22 protein-coding genes are annotated in these 20,215 nt (G+C 64.9%); 5 read left to right on the top strand and 17 right to left on the bottom strand.

Features of this window, described 5'->3' with window-relative positions; genetic code table 11:
• The first annotated feature begins 218 nt into the window (after positions 1–218).
• Entirely contained in the window at positions 219–1,247 is a 1,029-nt protein-coding gene (locus RFM40_RS21565; protein ID WP_320278164.1) for a LacI family DNA-binding transcriptional regulator, read from the top strand.
• A gap of 6 nt (positions 1,248–1,253) precedes the next feature.
• On the opposite strand, the gene RFM40_RS21560 is transcribed toward RFM40_RS21565, so the two are convergent.
• Genes RFM40_RS21560 through RFM40_RS21525 form a run of 8 tightly spaced genes read right to left on the bottom strand, consistent with a single transcriptional unit; the run spans position 1,254 to position 8,113 of the window.
• A complete protein-coding gene (locus RFM40_RS21560; protein WP_320278163.1) occupies positions 1,254–2,318 on the bottom strand; it encodes an ABC transporter ATP-binding protein in 1,065 nt (354 codons plus the stop codon).
• On the bottom strand, positions 2,318–3,106 hold the full coding sequence (locus tag RFM40_RS21555; RefSeq protein WP_320225331.1) for an ABC transporter permease: 789 nt from the start codon (positions 3,104–3,106) through the stop codon (positions 2,318–2,320). The genes RFM40_RS21560 and RFM40_RS21555 overlap by 1 nt, the downstream gene beginning before the upstream one ends.
• On the bottom strand, positions 3,106–3,975 hold the full coding sequence (locus RFM40_RS21550; RefSeq protein ID WP_320225330.1) for an ABC transporter permease: 870 nt from the start codon (positions 3,973–3,975) through the stop codon (positions 3,106–3,108). The genes RFM40_RS21555 and RFM40_RS21550 overlap by 1 nt, the downstream gene beginning before the upstream one ends.
• 28 nt (positions 3,976–4,003) lie before the next feature.
• Positions 4,004–5,068 carry an ABC transporter substrate-binding protein gene (locus RFM40_RS21545; RefSeq protein WP_320278162.1) on the bottom strand — a complete coding sequence of 355 codons (1,065 nt, stop codon included), beginning with the start codon at positions 5,066–5,068 and terminating at the stop codon, positions 4,004–4,006.
• A 40-nt stretch (positions 5,069–5,108) separates the two neighbouring features.
• Positions 5,109–6,083 carry a PfkB family carbohydrate kinase gene (locus RFM40_RS21540; RefSeq protein ID WP_320278161.1) on the bottom strand — a complete coding sequence of 325 codons (975 nt, stop codon included), beginning with the start codon at positions 6,081–6,083 and terminating at the stop codon, positions 5,109–5,111.
• Positions 6,080–7,111, bottom strand: a complete 1,032-nt coding sequence (locus RFM40_RS21535) for an ADP-ribosylglycohydrolase family protein (RefSeq protein ID WP_320225327.1) — start codon at positions 7,109–7,111, stop codon at positions 6,080–6,082. Before RFM40_RS21535 ends, RFM40_RS21540 begins: the two co-directional genes overlap by 4 nt.
• Before the next feature lie 2 nt (positions 7,112–7,113).
• On the bottom strand, positions 7,114–7,839 hold the full coding sequence (locus RFM40_RS21530) for a GntR family transcriptional regulator (RefSeq protein WP_320225326.1): 726 nt from the start codon (positions 7,837–7,839) through the stop codon (positions 7,114–7,116).
• Position 7,840: 1 nt separating this feature from the next.
• Positions 7,841–8,113, bottom strand: coding sequence for a hypothetical protein (locus RFM40_RS21525; RefSeq protein ID WP_320225325.1), 273 nt, complete (start codon positions 8,111–8,113; stop codon positions 7,841–7,843).
• Between RFM40_RS21525 and RFM40_RS21520 the strand changes: the two genes are divergently transcribed.
• The 3 genes from RFM40_RS21520 to pcaF are packed head-to-tail and all read left to right on the top strand — an operon-like array spanning position 8,106 to position 10,969.
• A complete protein-coding gene (locus RFM40_RS21520; RefSeq protein WP_320225324.1) occupies positions 8,106–8,963 on the top strand; it encodes a CoA transferase subunit A in 858 nt (285 codons plus the stop codon). The genes RFM40_RS21525 and RFM40_RS21520 overlap by 8 nt on opposite strands.
• Positions 8,960–9,763: a CoA-transferase subunit beta gene (locus RFM40_RS21515; RefSeq protein WP_320278160.1), complete on the top strand. Its 804-nt coding sequence runs from the start codon at positions 8,960–8,962 to the stop codon at positions 9,761–9,763. The genes RFM40_RS21520 and RFM40_RS21515 overlap by 4 nt, the downstream gene beginning before the upstream one ends.
• The gene (gene pcaF, locus RFM40_RS21510) at positions 9,764–10,969 is read left to right on the top strand and encodes a 3-oxoadipyl-CoA thiolase (RefSeq protein WP_320278159.1); all 1,206 of its coding nucleotides are present in this window, start codon (positions 9,764–9,766) and stop codon (positions 10,967–10,969) included.
• Positions 10,970–10,982: 13 nt separating this feature from the next.
• Here pcaF and pobA read toward each other — a convergent pair whose 3' ends face one another.
• The 6 genes from pobA to pcaD are packed head-to-tail and all read right to left on the bottom strand — an operon-like array spanning position 10,983 to position 15,785.
• Positions 10,983–12,155, bottom strand: a complete 1,173-nt coding sequence (gene pobA / locus RFM40_RS21505) for a 4-hydroxybenzoate 3-monooxygenase (RefSeq protein WP_320278158.1) — start codon at positions 12,153–12,155, stop codon at positions 10,983–10,985.
• Entirely contained in the window at positions 12,155–13,207 is a 1,053-nt protein-coding gene (locus RFM40_RS21500) for a 3-carboxy-cis,cis-muconate cycloisomerase (RefSeq protein ID WP_320278157.1), read from the bottom strand. Before RFM40_RS21500 ends, pobA begins: the two co-directional genes overlap by 1 nt.
• Before the next feature lie 12 nt (positions 13,208–13,219).
• Complete coding sequence (gene pcaG, locus RFM40_RS21495) at positions 13,220–13,834, bottom strand: protocatechuate 3,4-dioxygenase subunit alpha (RefSeq protein WP_320278156.1); 615 nt, start codon at positions 13,832–13,834, stop codon at positions 13,220–13,222.
• Positions 13,834–14,586 carry a protocatechuate 3,4-dioxygenase subunit beta gene (pcaH, locus tag RFM40_RS21490; protein ID WP_320278155.1) on the bottom strand — a complete coding sequence of 251 codons (753 nt, stop codon included), beginning with the start codon at positions 14,584–14,586 and terminating at the stop codon, positions 13,834–13,836. Before pcaH ends, pcaG begins: the two co-directional genes overlap by 1 nt.
• A complete protein-coding gene (pcaC, locus tag RFM40_RS21485; RefSeq protein WP_320278154.1) occupies positions 14,579–14,980 on the bottom strand; it encodes a 4-carboxymuconolactone decarboxylase in 402 nt (133 codons plus the stop codon). The genes pcaH and pcaC overlap by 8 nt, the downstream gene beginning before the upstream one ends.
• Complete coding sequence (gene pcaD / locus RFM40_RS21480) at positions 14,973–15,785, bottom strand: 3-oxoadipate enol-lactonase (RefSeq protein WP_320278153.1); 813 nt, start codon at positions 15,783–15,785, stop codon at positions 14,973–14,975. Before pcaD ends, pcaC begins: the two co-directional genes overlap by 8 nt.
• Before the next feature lie 119 nt (positions 15,786–15,904).
• Between pcaD and RFM40_RS21475 the strand changes: the two genes are divergently transcribed.
• The gene (locus tag RFM40_RS21475) at positions 15,905–17,566 is read left to right on the top strand and encodes a sulfatase-like hydrolase/transferase (protein WP_320278152.1); all 1,662 of its coding nucleotides are present in this window, start codon (positions 15,905–15,907) and stop codon (positions 17,564–17,566) included.
• Positions 17,567–17,573: 7 nt separating this feature from the next.
• Here RFM40_RS21475 and RFM40_RS21470 read toward each other — a convergent pair whose 3' ends face one another.
• From RFM40_RS21470 to RFM40_RS21460, 3 genes are read right to left on the bottom strand one after another with little or no spacing between them, the layout of a single operon-like run.
• A complete protein-coding gene (locus RFM40_RS21470; RefSeq protein ID WP_320225314.1) occupies positions 17,574–18,428 on the bottom strand; it encodes a sugar phosphate isomerase/epimerase family protein in 855 nt (284 codons plus the stop codon).
• A 4-nt stretch (positions 18,429–18,432) separates the two neighbouring features.
• Entirely contained in the window at positions 18,433–19,209 is a 777-nt protein-coding gene (locus tag RFM40_RS21465) for an ATP-binding cassette domain-containing protein (protein WP_320225313.1), read from the bottom strand.
• The gene (locus RFM40_RS21460) at positions 19,206–20,198 is read right to left on the bottom strand and encodes an ABC transporter permease (RefSeq protein ID WP_320278151.1); all 993 of its coding nucleotides are present in this window, start codon (positions 20,196–20,198) and stop codon (positions 19,206–19,208) included. The genes RFM40_RS21465 and RFM40_RS21460 overlap by 4 nt, the downstream gene beginning before the upstream one ends.
• Positions 20,199–20,215 lie beyond the last annotated feature (17 nt).

Here is a 20,215-nt window from a genome sequence, read left to right as displayed (position 1 = left end):
CGAGCCAATCACATCGCACCCATTGCGTGGTTTTGAGGAATTCTTGCGCCAATCCGGCCGGCTTTGCCGGGCCTTTGCTGTCTTGTGTAACGCGTCGGCTTGCGTGCGGGCCAAGGCCGGTTACATCATTTCACATCAGAATCGCGGCTGCGGCTGAGCGGTTTTCCGGAACGGATTGGCAGCTGCGTGATTTTGATGCTTGCGATGAGGTGCTCGACGTGCGGTCAACACTGACAGATATAGCCCGGGAAGCCGGCGTTTCTCCGGCCACGGTCGACCGTGTGCTCAACAACCGTCCCGGGGTCAGGGCGCGCACGCGCGAGATCGTCATCGAGATGGCGCAGCGCCTTGGCTACATTGCCGAGACCCCGAACGGGGCGCCGCAACGAACCGTGCCGGGTCAGACAATCAGGCTCGACTTCGCGCTGCCCGCCGGCACCAACTCCTTCATCAAGCTGCTGCATCGCCACATCGAGGCGCAGGCCCAGACGCGGCCCGATCTCGACGTGCGCGTGACGACGATCGAAGGTTTCAATCCCGACCGGCTCGCCCGCCTGCTGCAGGACCTGCACGGCCAGACGCAAGGCATCGGCGTCATCGCGCTCGACCATCCGACGGTGCGCGAGGCGATCCGCTCGCTGTCGGCGAGCGACGTCAAGGTCGTCACCATCGCTTCCGACATCCTGCATGTGCCGAGGGTCGCCTATATCGGCATCGACAACCGCGCCGCCGGGCGGCTGGCCGGCTACCTGCTCAACCGCTTCATGGGCGCGGGGCGTCCGGGCAAGGTCGCGCTGTTCGCGGGCTCGCTTGCCTATCGCGGCCACGAGGAGCGCGAGATGGGTTTTCGCCATATCCTCGCGGAGGAATCCCCTAACCTCGAAATCGTCGAGATGCGCGAAATGCTGGACGACCGCGAGAAGGCCTATTCGGAGGCGTCGGCCCTGCTCGAGCGCCATCCCGACCTCGCCGCCATCTACAATGTCGGCGCCGGCAACACCGGCATTGCCCGCGCGCTCAAGGAACGCGGACGCGCGAAAGACATCCTCTTCCTCGGCCACGAGGTGACCGACGGCACCAAGGAGCTGCTGCTCGACGGCACGCTCGATGCGGTGATCGACCAGAATCCGCGCGTCGAAGCGCGCGAGGCGCTCAACATCCTGTCCCACGCCGTCAGGGGATTGCCCTACGAGCTGCACCAGCCGCGGCTTCAGGTGATTTTCCGAGAGAGCATCCCGGAGATCTGAGCGATCTCAAGCCGCAATCAGCACCGTGCTCTCCGGCGACCAGCTGAGCACCACTGGCTCGCCCTCGGCGAGACGATCGGCGCCGGTGTTCTGGACGATTACCTTGAGCGTCTGGCCATCGTAATCGACGAAATAAGTGCTGTTGTTGCCGGCGAAGATACGTTTCGACACCTGGCCCCTGAGCGTGTTGGCATTGCCTGCGTCAGACCTCTCCGCGCCGGTCGAAATCTGGATTCGCTCCGGCCGCACCGCGCAGCTTGCTTTTGCGCCCGCCGCGACAGGCGCACCCGAAGCGGCGGCGATCGCCGTGCCATCTGGCAGCTTTATGCCCTTGCCGGTCGCATCGCCGCGAAAGATGTTGGCGTCGCCGAGGAAGGTCGCGGCGAATTCGCTTTGCGGCCGGTCGTAGATCTCCTCCGGCGGGCCCTCCTGCACCAGCCTGCCGTCGCGCAGGATGCCGATGCGGTCGCTCATCGTCAGCGCCTCTTCCTGGTCGTGCGTGACGAAGATGGTGGTGATGCCGATCTCGCGCTGGATGCGCTTCAGCTCGATCTGCATGTCGACGCGAAGCGCCTTGTCGAGCGCGCCGAGCGGCTCGTCGAGCAACAGCACACGCGGCTTGGTGACGATGGCCCGCGCCAGTGCCACGCGCTGGCGCTGGCCGCCGGAAAGCTGGTGCGGCCTGCGGCCGCCCAGCTTGCCGAGCTGCACGAGGTCGAGCGCGCGCTGCACCTCGGCCGTGATCGTCGCCTTCGGCTCGCCGCGCACCGACAGGCCGAAGGCGATATTGTCGGCCACGCTCATATTGGGAAACAGCGCATAGTTCTGGAACACCATGCCGATGCGCCGTTTCTCCACCGGCACGCGCTCGACGCTTTCGCCGCCGATGGCGATGCGGCCGGAGTCGGGAAAGTCGAAGCCGGCGATCTGGCGCAGCAGTGTGGTCTTGCCGCTGCCCGACGGCCCGAGCAGCGCATAGAAGCCGCCGTCCGGAAAATCGATCGAGACGTCGTCGAGCGCCTTGTGCGCGCCAAAACTGCGGGAGACGTTCGCCACCTGGACGCCTGCCATTATTTTTCTCCGCCGAATTTGAAGAAGCGCGCCGTGAGCAGCATGAGGGCCATCGACACGACGATAATGATCGTCGATACCGCGTTGATCTCTGGGGTGAAGCCCTTGCGGATCGCGGCGTAGATTTCGACCGGCAGCGTCGTCTGGCCGGGCGTCGACAAGAAGTACGAGACCACGAACTGGTCGAACGACACGGCGAAGGCAAACAGTCCGCCGGCAATCACGCCGGGCATGGTCCAGGGCAGGGTGACGCGATTGGTTACCTGCCACTGATTGGCGCCGAGCGAGCGCGCCGCCTCCTCCAGCTCCGGCGCGAAGGTCTGAAGCCGGGCCGACACGACGACGATGACGTAGGGCAGCGCCAGCGCGACATGGCCGAGCAGGATTGCGACTAGCCCGCGGCCGATGCCGATGCCGAAGAAGAAGATCAGCATCGCCGTACCGGTGATCAGCCACGGAATGGCGATCGGCGGGAAGAGCAACGCCTGCAGGAATTTTTTGCCGCGGAACTGGTAGCGGTAGAGCGCCAGCGATGCCATCGAGCCCAGTACCGTTGAGATGATTGTGGTGATGACGGCGATCTCGATGCTGTTCCAGGTCGCCGAGATCAGCTGGTCGTTCTGCCAGAGCGAGGCATACCAGTCCGTCGTCCATTCAAGCGGCAATTGATAGAAGGGCGAGGCGTTGAACGACATCAGCGCCATGATGATGATCGGCAGATAGAGGAAGCCGAGCAGCAGGACGATGTAGAAGCGCCCGAGCCATTCGAGGATGCGCGTCGTCGCCATCAGGCGGCCCTCCGCAGCACCGGTGCCGCCAGCGCCAGGATAACCAGCACAACGGCGAGCAGTATGAAGGAGAGCGCCGCGCCCAGTGGCCAGTTGAAGACGGCGACGAACTGGTCCTCGATGACGGTGCCGTAGAAAGTGCCGGTGCGGCCGCCCAGGATGCGCGGCTCCATGAAGGAGCCGACGACCGGAACGAAAATCAGCGCCGCGCCTGCGATCAGACCGGGCATCGACAGCGGGATGATCACCCGCTTGAGCACCTGCAGCCGCGATGCGCCGAGCGAGCGTCCAGCCTCAATCAGCGAGTCGTCGATGGCCTGCAGCGTGAGGTAGCAGGTAAGCACCATATAGGGCACATAGGAGTGCACCAGGCCGATGATGACGGCCGGATAGGAATACATGAGATCAATGTTGATCTTGAACGGCAGCACGGCGTTGAGCGCCGTGTCGAGGATGCCGCCTTCGCGCAGCACCATCGCCCAGGAGAAGATACGCACCAGCCCGTTCGACCAGAACGGCAGGATGACGAGCAGGAAGATCGCCTCGCGGCTGCGTCCCTTGAGGACCTTGGCGAGCACATAGGCCGCAGGATAGCCGATGACGACGCACCACAGCGTCACCTCGAGCCCGAGCCGCAGCGAAGCGAGCAGCAGTGTGGAATAGAGGCTCTGCGAGAGGAAGGCCGCGTAGTTGCCGAGCGTGAAAGCCCATTCCTTCCCGGCCAACGGCAGGTCGGTCATGAAGGAGAAGAAGACCATGGCCGACAGCGGCAGGAAGATCGCCACCGTCAGCCACAAATAGGCGGGAAGGAGAAGCGGCAGGGCCGGCCGCAGTCCGCGGCGCGAACCGGTCGCGAGCTGGTCAGCCATCATACCGCTCCTCCCCGAAAGACGCCGATTACTTCACGTTGACCTTCAGCTCCTGCCACAGCGCCAGATACTTCTCACGCTGCTCATCGGTGACCGGCGCCTGGAACTGAATGCGCTTGGCGACTTCGGGGCTGCCCATGACCTTACGGTTGAAGGCGTCCTCGGGAAGTGCTGCGACCGCCTTTGTGTTGGCCGAGACCGGCGCGCCGACCTTGGTGACCCATTCGACGTAGAACTTCGGGTCGATCATGTAGTTGATGAAGGCCTCGGCGCCGGCGACGTTCTTGGAGCCGGCGGGAATTGAGAAGGCATCGAGCCAGGCGACGGCGCCTTCCTGCGGAATGACCAGCGAGACCGGCAGCTTGAAATGCGTCTTGGCGCGGTCGGCCGAGCCGCTCCAATAGGTGCCGATGTCGATCTGGTTGGAGGCGACCATCTGGTTCCAGTCGTTCTCCGAGCTCCAGAAGGTCTTGATTTGCGGCATCAGCGAGGTGAGCTTGGCCTTGACCGCTTCCATATCCTTGATATCGTTGATGTTCTGGCCGCTGGCAATCGCCCCGAATTGCACCGCCTCGACGGCGTCGTCGCGGATGATGACGCGGCCTTTATGGGCCGGATCCCACATCTCGGCGATGCTGGTCGGCGGCTTGTCGAAGGACCTCTCGTTGATGGCAAGAGCGGTCAGGCCCCAGACCCACGGCACGCCATAGACCTTACCGTCATGGTTGAGCATCGGCGAGCCGGCCTTGTCCTTGGCGATATCGGCATAGTTGGAGAGCTTCGATGTGTCGATCGGCTGGATCAGCTTGCCGGCCATCGCCTGGTCGTTGAAGGCGGCGTTGATCATGACGACGTCGTAGAGGCCCGGGTTGGTCCTCAGCTTCGTCAACATCTCCTGCTCGGAGTTGAAGAAGTCATTGACCACCTTGAAGCCGGTCGCCTTCTCGAAATTGGCGACAGCCCACGGCTCGTCGGCGCCGTAACCCTTCCAGTTGAGCACATGCACTTCTTCGGCAGCTTGGGCGGCAAGCGTGAATGCTGAAACAAAGACGGCGGTCGCCGTCAGAAAAGCGGTCAGTCTGGGCATGCGCATGTTGTTTTCCTCTCATTGTTTTGCCCGGTTGACGGGCTTGTTAAGTTGCAGTCGCGTCCTCCCGGCCATGCGCGGTCGTCTCTTGATCGCGATGGCTCAGGAATTCCTGGATGTCAGTGTCTGTCGGCGCCGAAGACCCGCCATGGCGCGTGACGGAAAGGGCTGCCGCGGCGTTCGCGTAGCGGGCCGCCTCGCAAGGCGACAGGCCGCGCGACAATGCGCTGACGAAGGCGCCGATATGCGCATCGCCGGCCCCGTTGGTGTCGACGGCTGAGACCTCGAAACCGGGGATCGCCCGCGTGCCGCCGTCGGCCATCCGCACCAGGCAGCCATGCGCGCCGGCGCGGATGACGACGCCTTTAGCCTTGGGACAATGCTCGGCAAGCAGTCGGATCGCGACGGTCTGGGCATCGCCCGCGCCGGCTATCTCGGCGGCCTCATTCGTGTTGCAGCTCAGCCAGGTCGTGCGCGCGAGCACCCTGCCCAGGATCGTCCGGGGGATGTCCGCAATCACCGGCGTCGGATCGAAGACGAGAGGAGCGTCGGCAGGCAGCGCCTCGATCCAGTCGGTGAGCGCGTCGCGACTGCCGGGGTAACTCAGCGTATAGCCGGAGGAGAAAACCCAATCACCCGGAACGACTTGCACGGGAGCCATCATGTCGAGCGTGAGCACGCTTTCCGCACCTGGCCAGGAAACGAATGTGCGCTCGGCGTCGCCGCTGATCATGGCGACGCAATTGCCGCTGTCCATCAAAGGCGATGGCGGTGTCAGCGTCTCGATGCCTTCGGCTTCGAAAGCGTCCCTCAGGAAGTCGCCGTCCGCACCAGTGCCCAACTGACCGCCGAACGCGACCTTCATGCCAGTGCGGCTCGCCGCTACCATCATGTTGAAGCCGCCGCCGGCGACCCGAGCATAGCTTGTCGCAGTCTTCTCGGTGCCGGACGCAGGCAGGGCATCGATGCGGTAGACGTAATCGACCACAGCGCTGCCGACATGGACCAGCCGTCCGCTCATGCGGCCGCCTCCTTGCCTGAGCCTGCCTTGCCGGTTCGCGCCGAGACCAGATCGCCGGCCAGCGCGCGGACCTCGGCAAGGTCGATGCCTTTCAGACTGGCGATACGATCTTGCGGCAGCTGCGACAGGCCGGCCCAGGCGCCCGCCATGCCGGCGGCGATGGCGCCGATCGTGTCGGTGTCGCCGCCGAGATTGGCGCTGATGACGGCCGCCCGCCACGCATCGCCTTCTGCGACCTCCAGCACGGCGAATGCCGCCGGAACCGATTCCTGGCTGGCGACGCCGGTGCCGATCAGATCGACGATCAGCCTGATCGCCTCTCTCTCCGACTTGCCGCGCACGAGTTCCTGCGCCCAGGCGATCCGGGCGGCAATGTCGCCGCCGGTGACCCAATGTCCGATCATCGCCCCCAACCGCGCCGCCGCAATCGCGCGCTCGGAAGCTACTCGCCAGTCACTGCCGCCAACGCCGCTGCTGACGGCTGCGGCGACCGCGGCAGCGGAGGCAATGGCAATCGACGTGTTGTGCGTGGCCCGGCAGGTTTCCGCGACTTTTGCAACCAGTGCGCCGAGCGGCTCGGGCGGTATCATGATGCCGACGGGCGCGATGCGCATCGCCGCGCCATTGGTGTCGCCGGTTCGCCCCGCCTCTTCCGCCGGCACGCCGCTGTTGATCGCGTCGATGGCGCGCTTGGTTGACGGCCCAAGCAGGTCGTAGCTGCCGCGCGCCTTTACATCCCGCTCCCATCCGAGCAGCGCGTTGACCCAGCGCGCATGGTCGAAGCGCTCGCCGGAGCTGATCAGAATGCGGCCGAGCAGCAGCGCCTGTTCGGTGTCGTCGGTAATGGCGCCGGCCGGCAGGCCTTTCGAGACCGGATGGTCGGCAACTGGCGCGACGAAGTCCTCGACATGGCCGTAGAGCTCGGCGATGCGGGCGGGCGACAGAAGCTGTGTCGGCATGCCCAGCGCGTCGCCAAGCGCACCGCCGATCAGCGCACCCATCGCCCGGTCAAGCGCGTCGGCGGCCATGCTCAAAACTCCAGATGCAGCGCGAAATGCGCCGGATTGAGCAGGCTGGTGACGAATTCGATGGCGCGGCCATCGGCGGCGCGCGTCAGGCGCCGCGTCCTGAGGAACGGCGTGCCCGGCGCGCAATCGAGGATCGCCGCATCGGCCGCACTCAGCATCTCGATGTCGACCCACTCCTCGCCATGGTCGGGCACCAGCCCTGCCCCGCGCAGCGTCTGGTGCAGCGAGCCCTCGCGCAGTCCGCGCAGCGGTACGTCTTCGAGCTCGGGCGACAGCGGCAGGCGGCTGCGCTCGATCGAAATCGCATGGCCATCATGGGCATTGGTGCGGGCGCGATCGACGGCGATGAAGGACGGGTTCTTGACACCGAGTTTTGCCGCGAGCTCGGCGTCCTCGATGATCTCGAGCCTCAACGTGCGGGTCTCTGCATTGGCGCCCGCATTGGCAAGCGCACGCGACCAGCCGATCGCGTCATCGACCGGCATGCCGTCGAAAGTGACGAAGGAGCCGATGCCGACTTTCGTGGTGATGAGCCCGCGATTCGACAGTTCTTCGAGCCCTTTGCGGACCGTATTGCGGCTGACGGAAAAGCGCTGGACGAGCTCGTTCTCGCTTTGCAGACGATCGCCGAAGCCGAGCATGCCGGAGCGGATTTCACGCTCCAGAACCGTCGCGATCTGCTCGGGCTTGCCCGTGCCGGGAGTGAGTTGCATCGCGCGACGAGCCATATCAATACCTGTTCAATGAACCTGTATAATCCTGTTCAATAACGCGCCGGAAAAGAAGCGTCAACGGGGACGAGTCCGAAAATGCCTTGGCGAATTGTTTCGGGCGCGTGCGCTGCCCGTCACCTGCCTGCCGGGATCCGCCGAAACCTGCGACGATGCGGCAGCCACGTCCGCCCGCCTTGTCGATGGCCTTGCCCAGCGCGGCACGACTGGCGATAAGACTACGTTCGCAATGCGAGCTTTCTTCAATCTCCGGAGCCGCCACGATGGTCAAGTTCCTGCCGCTGAAAGAGGCCGTCGCGGAGAATTTGCACGATGGCGATATGGTCGCCTTCGAAGGCTTCACCCATCTGATCCCGACCGCTGCCGCGCATGAAGCAATCCGCCAGGGCTTTCGCGACCTGACGCTGATCCGCATGACGCCCGACCTGATCTACGATCAGATGGTCGGCATGGGCATGGCGAGGAAGATCGTCTTCTCCTATGTCGGCAATCCGGGTGTCGGCCTGCTCAGGCGCGTTCGCGACGCCGTCGAGAACGGTTTTCCGCGCGCGATCGAGGTCGAGGAGCACAGCCATGCCGGCATGGCCAACGCCTATGAGGCGGGTGCCGCCGGCCTGCCCTGCGCGGTGTTTCGTGGTTATCGCGGCGCCGGCCTCGCGTCGGTCAATCCGAACATCAAATCCGTCACCTGCCCGTTTACCGGCGAGGTGCTGGCCGCCGTTCCGGCGATCCGGCCCGACGTCACCTTCATCCACGCGCAAAAGGCCGACCGGAAAGGCAATGTGCTGGTCGAAGGCATCATCGGCATCCAGAAGGAAGCGGTGCTCGCAGCAAAGCGCGCCGTGGTCACGGTCGAGGAAGTGGTCGACAATTTCGACGATCTCCACCCCAACCTCACCGTGCTGCCGGGCTGGACCATCGCGGCGATCGCGATCGTGCCAGGGGGCTCCCATCCCTCCTACACGCACGGCTACTACGAGCGCGACAACGCCGCCTATCTCGAATGGGACGAGATCGCCGCAGACCGCGACAGGTTCCAGGCCTGGATGCAGCAGAACGTCATCGAAAGCACGGCGGACGATTTTGCCGCCCGCGTCGAGCATCTGAGGAAGGCCGCATGAGCGACACGCCAAGCCTGGGCTTCACCCCCAACGAGATGATGACGATTGCCGCCAGCCGCGCGCTGAAAAGCGAGGACGTCTGCTTCGTCGGCATCGGCGCGCCGTCCGCCGCCTGCAACGTCGCGCGGCTGACGCATGCGCCCGATATCACGCTGATCTACGAGAGCGGCACCATCGGCACCGCGCCGGACGTGCTGCCGTTGTCGATCGGCGACGGCGAATTGTGCGAGACGGCGGTCACCACGGTCGCGGTGCCGGAGATGTTCCGCTACTGGCTGCAGGGCGGCCGCATCTCGATCGGCTTCCTCGGTGCCGCCCAGCTCGACAAGTTCGGCAACATCAACACCACCGTCATCGGCGACTATGCGCACCCGAAGACGCGCCTGCCCGGCGGCGGCGGCGCGCCGGAGATCGCCACCTCGTCGAGACAGGTCTACATCACCATGGCCCAATCGAAGCGCGGCATGGTCGAAAAGATCGACTTCTTCACCTCCTTCGGCCACGGCGAAGGCGGAGACCACCGCAAGCGCCTCGGCATCGACACCGCCGGCCCGACGCTTTTGATCACCGACCTTGCCATCTGGAAGCCGGACCCTATCACCAAGGAATTCACCGTCGTGTCGCTGCATCCCGGCGTCACGCGCGAGCAGGTGCAGGAGACTTGTGGCTGGGTCGTAAAATTCGCCGAGGCCCTTGACGAGACGCCGGCGCCGACGGAACTCGAGCTGAAGACATTGCGCGACCTGCAGGCCCGCACCAAGGCCGCGCATCAAGGGACCGCCAAAGGGAAAGCTGCATAAATGGCTGAGGCCTTCATCTGCGATTACATCCGTACGCCGATCGGCCGCTTCGGCGGCGCGTTGTCCTCGGTGCGCGCCGACGATCTTGCTGCCATCCCGCTCAAAGCGTTGGTCGAGCGCAACTCGGGCGTCGACTGGGCGGCTGTCGACGACGTCGTTTATGGCTGTGCCAACCAGGCCGGCGAGGACAACCGCAACGTGGCGCGCATGGCGCTGCTGCTTGCCGGCCTCCCGCAGGACATTCCGGGCTCGACCGTCAACCGGCTGTGCGGCTCGGGCATGGATGCCGTCACCATCGCCGCGCGCGCCATCAAGGCCGGCGAGGCCGAGCTGATGATTGCCGGCGGCGCGGAATCGATGAGCCGCGCGCCCTTCGTCATGCCCAAGGCCGACACCGCCTTCTCGCGCAATGCCGAAATCTACGACACCACCATCGGCTGGCGCTTCGTCAACCCGTTGATGAAGAAACAGTATGGCGTCGATTCCATGCCGGAGACCGGCGAGAACGTCGCCGAGGATTTTTCCGTCTCACGCGCCGACCAGGATGCCTTCGCCGTGCGCAGCCAGGATAAGGCGGTTGCCGCGCAAGCCAATGGCCGACTGGCGAAGGAGATCACGCCGGTGACCATCCCGCAAAAGAAAGGCGATGCAATCATTGTCTCGAAGGACGAGCATCCCCGCGCCGGCACGACAATCGAGGCGCTGGCCAAACTGCCGACGCCGTTCCGCCAGGGTGGCACGGTGACCGCCGGCAACGCTTCCGGCGTCAATGACGGCGCGGCGGCCCTCATCGTCGCTTCGGAAGCAGCGGCGAAGAAGCACGGCCTGACGCCGATCGCTCGCATCCTCGGAGGTGCTGTCGCCGGCGTCGCACCGCGCATCATGGGCATCGGACCGGCGCCGGCGACGAAGAAACTCTGCGCCCGCCTCGGCCTGACACCCGATCAGTTCGATGTGGTTGAACTCAACGAGGCCTTCGCCTCACAGGGCATTGCCGTGCTGCGCCAGCTCGGCATCGCCGAGGATGCCGCCCACGTCAATCCGAATGGCGGTGCGATCGCGCTTGGTCATCCGCTCGGCATGTCGGGCGCGCGCATCACCGGCACGGCGGGGCTCGAGCTGCGCGAACACGGCGGGCGCTATGCGCTCGCCACCATGTGCATCGGCGTCGGCCAGGGCATTGCCATCGCGCTGGAGCGAGTGTGACGGCTTCCCTCAATCAATATGGAAGGCCGACGTAGTTTTCGGCCAATGCCGTCGAGGCCGCCTTTGAATGCACGAGATAGTCGAGCTCGGCTTCCTGGATGCGCTGGCCGAATTCGCCGGTCTCCGGAAAGCGGTGCAGGATCGTCGTCATCCACCAGGAGAAGCGCACCGCTTTCCAGACTCGCGCCAGCGCTTTTGCCGAGTAGGCGTCGAGCCCGGCTTCGCATTTGTCGGAAAAGAATTCGCGAAGCCCGGCAAAGAGATAGCGCACGTCGCTGGCAGCGAGGTTGAGGCCCTTGGCGCCGGTCGGCGGCACGATATGGGCGGCGTCGCCAACCAGGAACAGCCTGCCGAAGCGCATCGGCTCGGCGACGAAGGAGCGTAGCGGCGCGATCGACTTCTCGAATGACGGACCGCTGGTGACAGCGTCCGCAGTCGGCGCCGGCAGACGCCGGCGCAACTCGTCCCAGAAGCGGTCGTCGGACCATGCCTCGATGCGCTCATCGGCGGGGACCTGCACGTAGTAGCGGCTGCGGCGCGGCGAGCGCATCGAGCACAGCGCAAATCCGCGCTCGTGATTGGCGTAGATCAGCTCATGATCGGCCGGCGGCACCTCCGCCAGCACGCCCAGCCAGCCAAACGGATATTGCCGCTCGAAGGTCTTCAGCGCGCCTTCCGGCACCGATCGGCGGCTGACGCCGTGATAGCCGTCGCAGCCGGCGATGAAATCGCAGTCTATGCGATGGCTGACGCCGTCCTTGTCGTAGGTGACGAAGGGCGCTCGCCCGTCAAAATCATGCGGCGCGACGTTCGCCGCTTCGTAAACGGTGATGAGCCCCGCCGCCTCCCGCTTGTCCATCAGATCATGCGTCACCTCGGTTTGCCCGTAGACGGTGACGTGCTTGCCGCCGGTCAGCGCCGTGAGGTCGATGCGGTGCAGGCGTCCGTCGAAGGCGAGCGAAATGCCGGAATGCGGCAGGCCTTCAGCATGAAGCCTGTCAGCGGCGCCTGCCTCGCCGAGCAGGTCGACTGTGCCCTGCTCCAACACGCCGGCGCGCACCCGGCCAAGCACATGCTCGCGGCTCGACCGATCGAGGATGACGGTCTCGACGCCGATCCCAGCGAGCAACTGGCCAAGCAGCAGGCCGGACGGTCCCGAGCCTACGATGACGACTTGCGTGCGCATCAGTGCCCGAGGCTCTCGATCTGCACCGCAAGCTCGGCCGCAAGCCTGAGCGCTGCCGCCGTCGCCACCACCATCGGCGGCAGGATCAGCCACTCCAGCGTCCAGGCTGCGCCCGAGCGCTCCTGTTCATGCACCAACGCCTGGTGCATGCCGGCGAGTTGCGTAGCGTTGAAGCGAGCGAGCGCGACCAGCGCTTCCGCCTTCACCGGGTTTTGCTTGTGCGCCATGGCGGACGAGCCCCCGCCGCCCGAAAGCCTGATGTCGGTTCCGGCCTGCGCCATCAGCGCGATATCCTGGCCGAACTTGCCGAGGCTGCCGGTAGTAAGCGAGAGCCAACCGGCGAACTCTGCGAGCGCGGCGCGCTGGCTCTGCCATTGCGGCGCATCGCCGAGGCCAAGCTTGGCAGCAAGCGATGCGCGCACGACCGCGGCTTTGTCGCCAAGCTTTTCCAGCGTGCCGGCTGCGCCGCCGAACTGCACCACGAACAGCCTGCCGGACTGTTCGTTCAGGCGCTGCTGGTGGTGCTCGAGCGGAGCTCGCCAGGAAGCGATCCGGTCCCCTGCCCTGATCGGGATCGCCGGCTGCATGCGCGTCATCGCCATCAGCGCCCTGCCCCCGAATTCCTGTTCGAGGTTGGCAAGACGCACGATGTCTTCGCTGAGCAGCAAGCCGATATGCTCGACAGCCTGGCGCTGGCGCAGCACCAGCGAGGTGTCGATGACATCCTGGCTGGTCGCGCCGAAATGAACGAATTCGCCATGCGGTTCGCCGACGGCCGCCGTGAGTTGGCGGACCAGTTCCGGCACCACGACGCCATCCTTGGCGACACCGGCGCGCAGCTTTGCGGTGTCCGGCCGGAACGAGACCAGCGCTTTGACGATGGCCGCCTCGGCCTCGCGCGAAATCACGCCGCATTCAGCTTCCGCCTCGACCAGCGCGCGTTCGAAGTCGAGCATCGCGGCGATGTCCGATTCCACGGAAAAATGTCTCGCCGCCTCTTCGTCGCCGAGCAGGCTGGAAAGCAGCGGATGGTCGAAGGGCGATACGGTCATGTAGCGGCCCGGTCAGCTGTCAAAGAAGACCGTCTCCTTCTCGCCTTGCAGGCGGACGTCGAAGACGTAAACGTCGCCCTGGCGTTCGGCGATCAGCGTCGGCACCCGAACGCGATGCTCGATGCGGGCCAGGATCGGATCCTCGGAGTTCGCCTTGTCCTCGTCGGCAAAATAGAGCCGCGTGTTGAGGCCGATATTGATGCCGCGCGCCACGATCCACAGGCTGATATGCGGCGCCATCAGCCGGCCGTCGCGGAACGGCACACGTCCTGGCTTGATCGTCCGGAACAGGCAGATGCCGGTTTCCGTATCGGTCGGCTGTCGACCCCAGCCCTGGAAATTCGGATCGGCCGCACCGCGCAATTCGCTGGGCGAGCTGTAAAGCCCGTCGGCATCCGCCTGCCAGATCTCGACCAGCGCATCCTTGAGCGGCGTGCCGGTGCCGTCGAGCACACGGATGCGCAGCTCGATGCGCTCGCCCTTGGTCTGCTCGTTGACCATGGTCGAGCCGAGATCGCTCTGATAGACGCCGCCGATGCCGCAGAAATTGGGCGTCAGTCCGATATGCACATAGGGCCCGGCGGTTTGCGAAGGGCTTTCCTTCAGCCGGTCGAGCGACTGTGCCATCATTTGCCCTCCGGCCTGTTCTCGAACAATGTCGAGCGCCGCCCGCGCAGCACGATGTCGAACTTGTAGGCGAGCGCATCCATCGGAATCGCCGACTGCATGTCGAGCGCGGCAATCAGCGCTTCGATGGCGGTCTTGTTGGAAATACCGCCGACGATCGGGCACCGCCATATCAGCGGATCGCCCTCGAAATACATCTGCGTGATCAGCCGCTGCGCGAAGCCGTGGCCGAACACCGAAAAGTGGATATGCGCCGGCCGCCAGTCGTTCGGGCCGTTCGGCCATGGATAAGGGCCGGGCCTGACAGTGCGAAAGGCATAGCCGCCATCCTCGCTGGTAATGGCGCGGCCGCAGCCGCCGAAATTCGGGTCGAGCGGCGCGAGATAGCCGTCCTTCTTGTGACGGTAGCGGCCGCCGGCATTGGCCTGCCAGAATTCGAGCAGCACGCCGGGCACGCCCTTGCCCCGCTCGTCGAGCACTCTTCCATGGACGATGATGCGCTCGCCGATCGCGCTCTCGCCAGGCCTGGCGAAATTGTGGATCAGGTCGTTGTCGAGCTCGCCCAGCATCGCGTTGCCTAACACCGGGCCCGTGAGTTCTGACAGCGTGTTGTCGAAGGCGATCGGCGCCTTTTGCGGCGAGCGCAGCACCGAGCTCTTATAGCCCGGCGTGAACGCAGGCGGATGCCATTGGCGGTCGCGCTGGAAGAAGGCGCCGGTTTCCGGCGTCCGGTTGGAGCCGGGCTCAGGCATGAGCATCGTCCATTTGCGCGAACACCTCCTTGGCGATCTTGAAGGCACGGTTGGCCGCCGGCACGCCGGCATAGATAGCGACATGCAGGAAGGCTTCGCAGATATCCTCACGCGAGGCACCGGTGTTGGCGGTGGCGCGCACATGCATGGCCAGCTCTTCGTCATGGCCGAGCGCCGCCAGCAGCGCCAGCGTTATGATCGAGCGCTCGCGCTTCGACAGGCCGGGGCGCGCCCACACCGTTCCCCAGGCGGCCTCGGTGATCAGCTGCTGGAACGGGCGGTCGAAATCGGTCGCCGCATCCTCGGCGCGGTCGACATGCGCTTCGCCGAGTACGGAGCGGCGCATTTCGAGCCCGGTCCGGTATCGGCTTTCCTTCTTTGAGCCGTCATCCATGGAGTTGCTTTCCCTCAGGCAACGAGGCGACGAAGTCGCGGATCAGGGTGGTGAGCGCGTCGGGCTGCTCGATGCAGGGAATGTGCCCGGCACCGCGGATCACTTCGAAGCGTGCGCCGGGGATCAGGTCGGCAAGCGCGCGGACAAGATCGGGCGGCGTCGAGCCGTCCTGGTCGCCGACGATGCAGAGCGTCGGCACTGCGATGCGGCGCGCGCTGTCGGTGAAATCGGCGTCGCGCACCGCCATGCAGGTGCCGATATAGCCGGGCAGCGCCTGCCTGGTCAGCATGTTGCGGCAGCCGGCAAGCTCGGCTGTACGATTGGCATGGAAATCCGGCGTGAACCACACTTTGAGCACACCGTCGGCAATCGCCTCGATGCCGTCGCGCTCGATAGTCGCGATGCGGCTATTCCAGCTTTCGGCGGTGCCGATTTTGTGCGCGGTGTCGCCGAGAATCAACGCCTCGACAATGTCGGGCCGGCGGGCATAGAGCCCCTGTGCCACCATGCCGCCGACGGACAGGCCGTAGAGCACCACCTTGTCGAAACCGAAGTGATCGATAAGCGCGCTCAGATCATCGACATGATCGTCGATCGAACGCACGCCGTCGCCATTGTCGGAAAGCCCGTGACCACGCTTGTCGTAGACCAGCATCGGCATTTCGCCGGCAAGCCCCGCGACAACGTCGTCCCAGATCCGGAAGTCGGTGCCGAGCGAATTGATGAAGACGATCGGACGCGCGGTGCCCGTCGCTTCGAAAGTGCGGTAGTGAAGCGCGACGCCGCCTATGCTGACGAATGGCACGATTGCAATCCTCCACGGTGACATTGCACCAGTTGGCGGTTCAAGAAAATGATGTTTGGCCGCGTTTCATTCACTTCGCCGTTCTGGCATTACCGTTCGTCCGAGATCTACGGATAGCAATGACTTCAAAACGCAACGTCCTTTTCATCATGTGCGACCAGTTGCGGTTCGATTATCTGAGCTGCGCCGGACACAAGAGCCTGCAGACGCCGAACATCGACCGGCTCGCCGGCCGCGGCGTGCGCTTCACCAACGCCTATGTGCAGTCGACGGTGTGCGGTCCCTCGCGCATGAGCGCCTATACCGGCCGCTACGTCCGCTCGCACGGCTCGACCCATAACGGCGTGCCGCTGAGGGTCGGCGAGCCGACCTTGGGCGATCACTTGCGCGAGGTCGGCGTGCGCTGCGCGCTCATCGGCAAGACGCATATGATAGCCGACGAGGAAGGCATGGAGCGCCTTGGCATCGCCCGGGATTCGATTATCGGCGTGCGCGTCGCCGAATGCGGCTTCGAGCCGTTCGAGCGCGACGACGGCCTGCATCCTTCGACCAGCTACGATCCTGATCCTGCCTACGACACCTATCTGCGCGAGCATGGCTTCGACGCGGCCAACCCATGGGAGCATTGGGCGAATTCCGGCGAAGGCGACAACGGCGAGAACTTCAACGGCTGGCTGCTCGTCCATGCCGACAAGCCGGCGCGCATCCCCGAGGAGCATTCCGAAACGCCTTACATGACGCGCCGCGCCATGCGCTTCATCGAGGAGGCCGAAGCCGAAGGCGAGGCCTGGTGCGCGCATCTCTCCTACATCAAACCGCACTGGCCCTATATCGTGCCGGCACCCTATCACGATCTATACGGCAAGGCGGACATCCAGCCGCCGATCCGCAGCGAGGCCGAGCGCGTCTCGCCCAATCCGATTTTCGAGGCTTTCCAGCAGGAGCGCTACTCGAAGAACTTCTCGCGCGACGAAGTCCGCGAGACGGTCATCCCATGCTACATGGGCCTGATCAAGCAGATCGACGACCAGCTCGGCCACCTATTCGACTTCATGGAAGAGCGCGGCTTGTTCGAGAGCACGCTGGTCGTGTTCACCTCAGATCACGGCGACTATCTCGGCGACCATTGGCTCGGCGAAAAATACCTGTTCCACGACGTCGCGGTTAAGGTGCCGATGATCGTCTACGATCCGCGCTCCGAGGCCGATGCCATGCGCGGAACGACCTCGGACGCGTTGGTCGAGATGATCGATCTCGCGCCGACCTTCCTCGATTATTTCGGCGGCAAGGCCAAGCCACATATCCTCGAAGGTCGCTCGCTGCTGCCGCTCACTTCCGGCGAACGGCAAAGCCTGCGCAACTATGCGATCAGCGAATACGATTACAGCGGCGATGCGGCGCGGCTGAAGCTCGCCATGCCGGTGTCGGACTGCAAGCTCTACATGGTGACCGACGGCCGCTTCAAACTCGTCCATGGCGATGGCGTGCCGCCGATGCTCTTCGATCTGCGCGACGATCCCGGCGAGTTGTGCGACCTCGGCCGCGAGCCGTCGGCCGCCGCCGACATCGAGAGGCTGCGGAAGGTGCTGATGCGCTGGCTGGCGCTGCCCAGCAACCGCATCACCGTAGCAGACGAGTGGTTGACCGAGATCGACGACAAGGTTGGGCATTTCGACCCGATCGTCGGCTCAGGCGTGCTCATTGGCTACTGGGACGAGGCTGAGCTTGCCGAACAGCAGGAGGCGCGCCGCCGCTGGCTGGCGCGCCAGGCCGGCAAGTAGACCTCACCTATCCGAGCGTCAACCCAGCCTTGCGCGCTTCCTCGCGCAGGAAGGGCAAGCCCACCTCTATGACGTCGCGCGGGTCTTCCGCCACCGGACGCCACACGGCGAGCCCGCCGGCGATGTCGATATCGACATGGTTCATGCTTTCCAGTGTGATCGCGCCCTCGTAGCCGATGTCGGCAATCGCCTTCATGCAGGCCGCCCAATTGAGCATGCCGCGCCCCGGCACGCCGCGATTGGCCTCCGACACATGCACATAGCCGAGGAAGGGGGCCGCAGCCTCGAAACCGGAAGCAAAGCTCTCTTCCTCGATATGCATATGGTAGGTGTCGAGGTGGATGAAGATGTTGTCGGCGCCGACGCGCTCGATGATCCGCGCCGCGTCGACGCCGCGGTTGATGAGATGCGTCTCGTAGCGATTGCAAGGCTCGATGCCGAGCTTGAGGCTGCGCGACTTGGCGGATTTCGCTGCACGCTCGAGGAAACGGCACATGCCGTCGATCTCCCTTTGCGTCGGCGCCCGCCCGGTGGTCTTGCCGATCGTGCCGTAGGTGACGCCGCCGAGCGCCTCGGCACCCACTTCGTTGCAGACCTTGAAGGCCGCCTGCAGGAAGTCGAGCGCTTCCTCCGGCCGCTCGACGACATCGAGCGCGCGCGGCAGGCCGAGGGACGGGATGAGCTGCACGCCGTAATGGTTGGCAAAGCCGCGCGTGCGCTTGGTGTCGATCTCCTCGGGGCGCAGCAGCGGGATCTCCATCAGGCCGATGCCGAGTTCCTTCAGCCGGTCCATCTGCGGTTCGATGCGGGCAAGGTCCCAGCCCGGGGCGATGGCGAAAGTGTGCAGTCCAAAGGTATTCATAAGCTCAGCCTCGTTGTTCATGCGCCGCCGCGGCGGCCGTATCGCCGCCGCCGACGATGCGGCTGACGACTTCGTTCATATTGGTTTTGACCGTGACGAGATCGGCATCCGCCCTGCCATGCCTCAGCACGACGATGCGGTCGGTGACCGACAGCACGTCGTTCAGCCGGTGCGAGATCAGGATCACGGCAATGCCTTCCGACTTCAGCCGCCGGATCAGGTCGAGCACGCTCTGCACCTCGCGCACGGCAAGTGCTGCCGTCGGCTCATCCATGATGACGAGCTTCGGATTGAAGGTGAGCGCACGCGCGATCGCCACCGTCTGCTGCTGGCCGCCGGAGAAGGAGCCGACGGAGCGGCTGATCGACGGCAGGTGCGCGCCGAGCCGGTCGATCATCCGCGCCGCCTGGCGATCCATTTCAGCCTTGTCGACGAAGCCGGGGAACAGGCCGAGCAACCTTTTCGTCGGCTCACGGCCAAGGAAGATGTTCGACGCCACGTCCTGTTGCTTGGCTAAAGAAAGATCCTGGTAGATCATCTCGATGCCGAGGCGGCGCCGCTGGCCGGGGTCGAGCGCCAGGATGTCCTTGCCGTCGAATTCGATCGAGCCGGTGTCGGCCCGGTAGATGCCGGTGATGGTCTTCATCAGCGTCGACTTGCCGGCGCCGTTGTCACCGACCAGCCCGACCACCTCGCCGGCCGCCACCGACAGGTCGACACCGTGCAGCACGTCGACCGCGCCGAAGCTTTTTCGGATGCCATGGAGCGAGAGCAGTGTCATACCCGCGACTCCTTCCGCACCTGGTACTGGTCGATGAAGACCGCCAGGATCAGCACCGCGCCGATCGCCATCTGCTGGTAGTAGGATTGCACCGCAAGCAGCGTCAGCCCGTTCTGCAGCACGCCCATGATCAGCGCGCCGATCATCGTGCCGAGGATCGAGGCGCGGCCGCCGAACAGATTGGTGCCGCCGATGATCGCCGCTGTGATGGCGGTGAGCTCGTAGTTGATGCCGGCGGTCGGATCGCCGGCGTTGACGCGGGCGGTGAAGAGCAGACCTGCGAGGCCGGCGAGCGCGCCGGAGAGCGTGTAGATGATGCGGCGGTGATGCTCGACGCGGATGCCGGCGGCGCGCGCAGCACCCTCGCTGTCGCCGAGCGCCAGCGTGTGGCGGCCGAAGCGCGTGTAGGCAAGCACGCAATGCGCGACGATCGCGGTGAGCACGAAGATGATGACCGGCATCGGAATGCCAAGCGGCCTCCCTTGCCCGATATAAACGATCTCGGGCGGCAGGCCATAGATCGCCCTGCCCTGCGAGATGACGAGCGCCAGGCCGCGCGCCAGGCCCAGCATGCCGAGCGTGACGATGAACGCCGGCACGAAGGCACGGGTGACGAGTTGTCCGTTGATGTAGCCGGCAATGGCGCCGGCGAGGATGCAGGCAATCACCGCGAGGACCGACGGCCAACCGAGATTGACGGCGACAAAGGCGCCCGCCACGCCGGCAAGGCCCATGACGGAGCCCAGCGAAAGGTCGAGCCCACCCGAGCCGATGACGAAGGTGGCGGCGATCGCCAGCACGCCGATCGTGGATGTCGCGAGCAGGATGTTGAGGAAGTTGCTGAGCGACAGGAAGAAGGGCGACAGCATCGCCATTGCCGCGCTCAACAAGACCAGCACCAGCAGCGACTCCAGCCTGATGTGGAGCCGCTCGACGGATGCGCGCTGCACCCGAGCCCAGAAACCGGGCTGCGCCGTTTTGGAAGCCATTTTCTTCACCCTTCGGG

The organism is Mesorhizobium captivum (assembly GCF_033977165.1).
GTDB classification, from domain to species: domain Bacteria; phylum Pseudomonadota; class Alphaproteobacteria; order Rhizobiales; family Rhizobiaceae; genus Mesorhizobium; species Mesorhizobium captivum.
The sequence above is the reverse complement of the archived record's forward strand: the minus strand, read 5'-3'. Positions and strand labels throughout refer to the sequence as shown.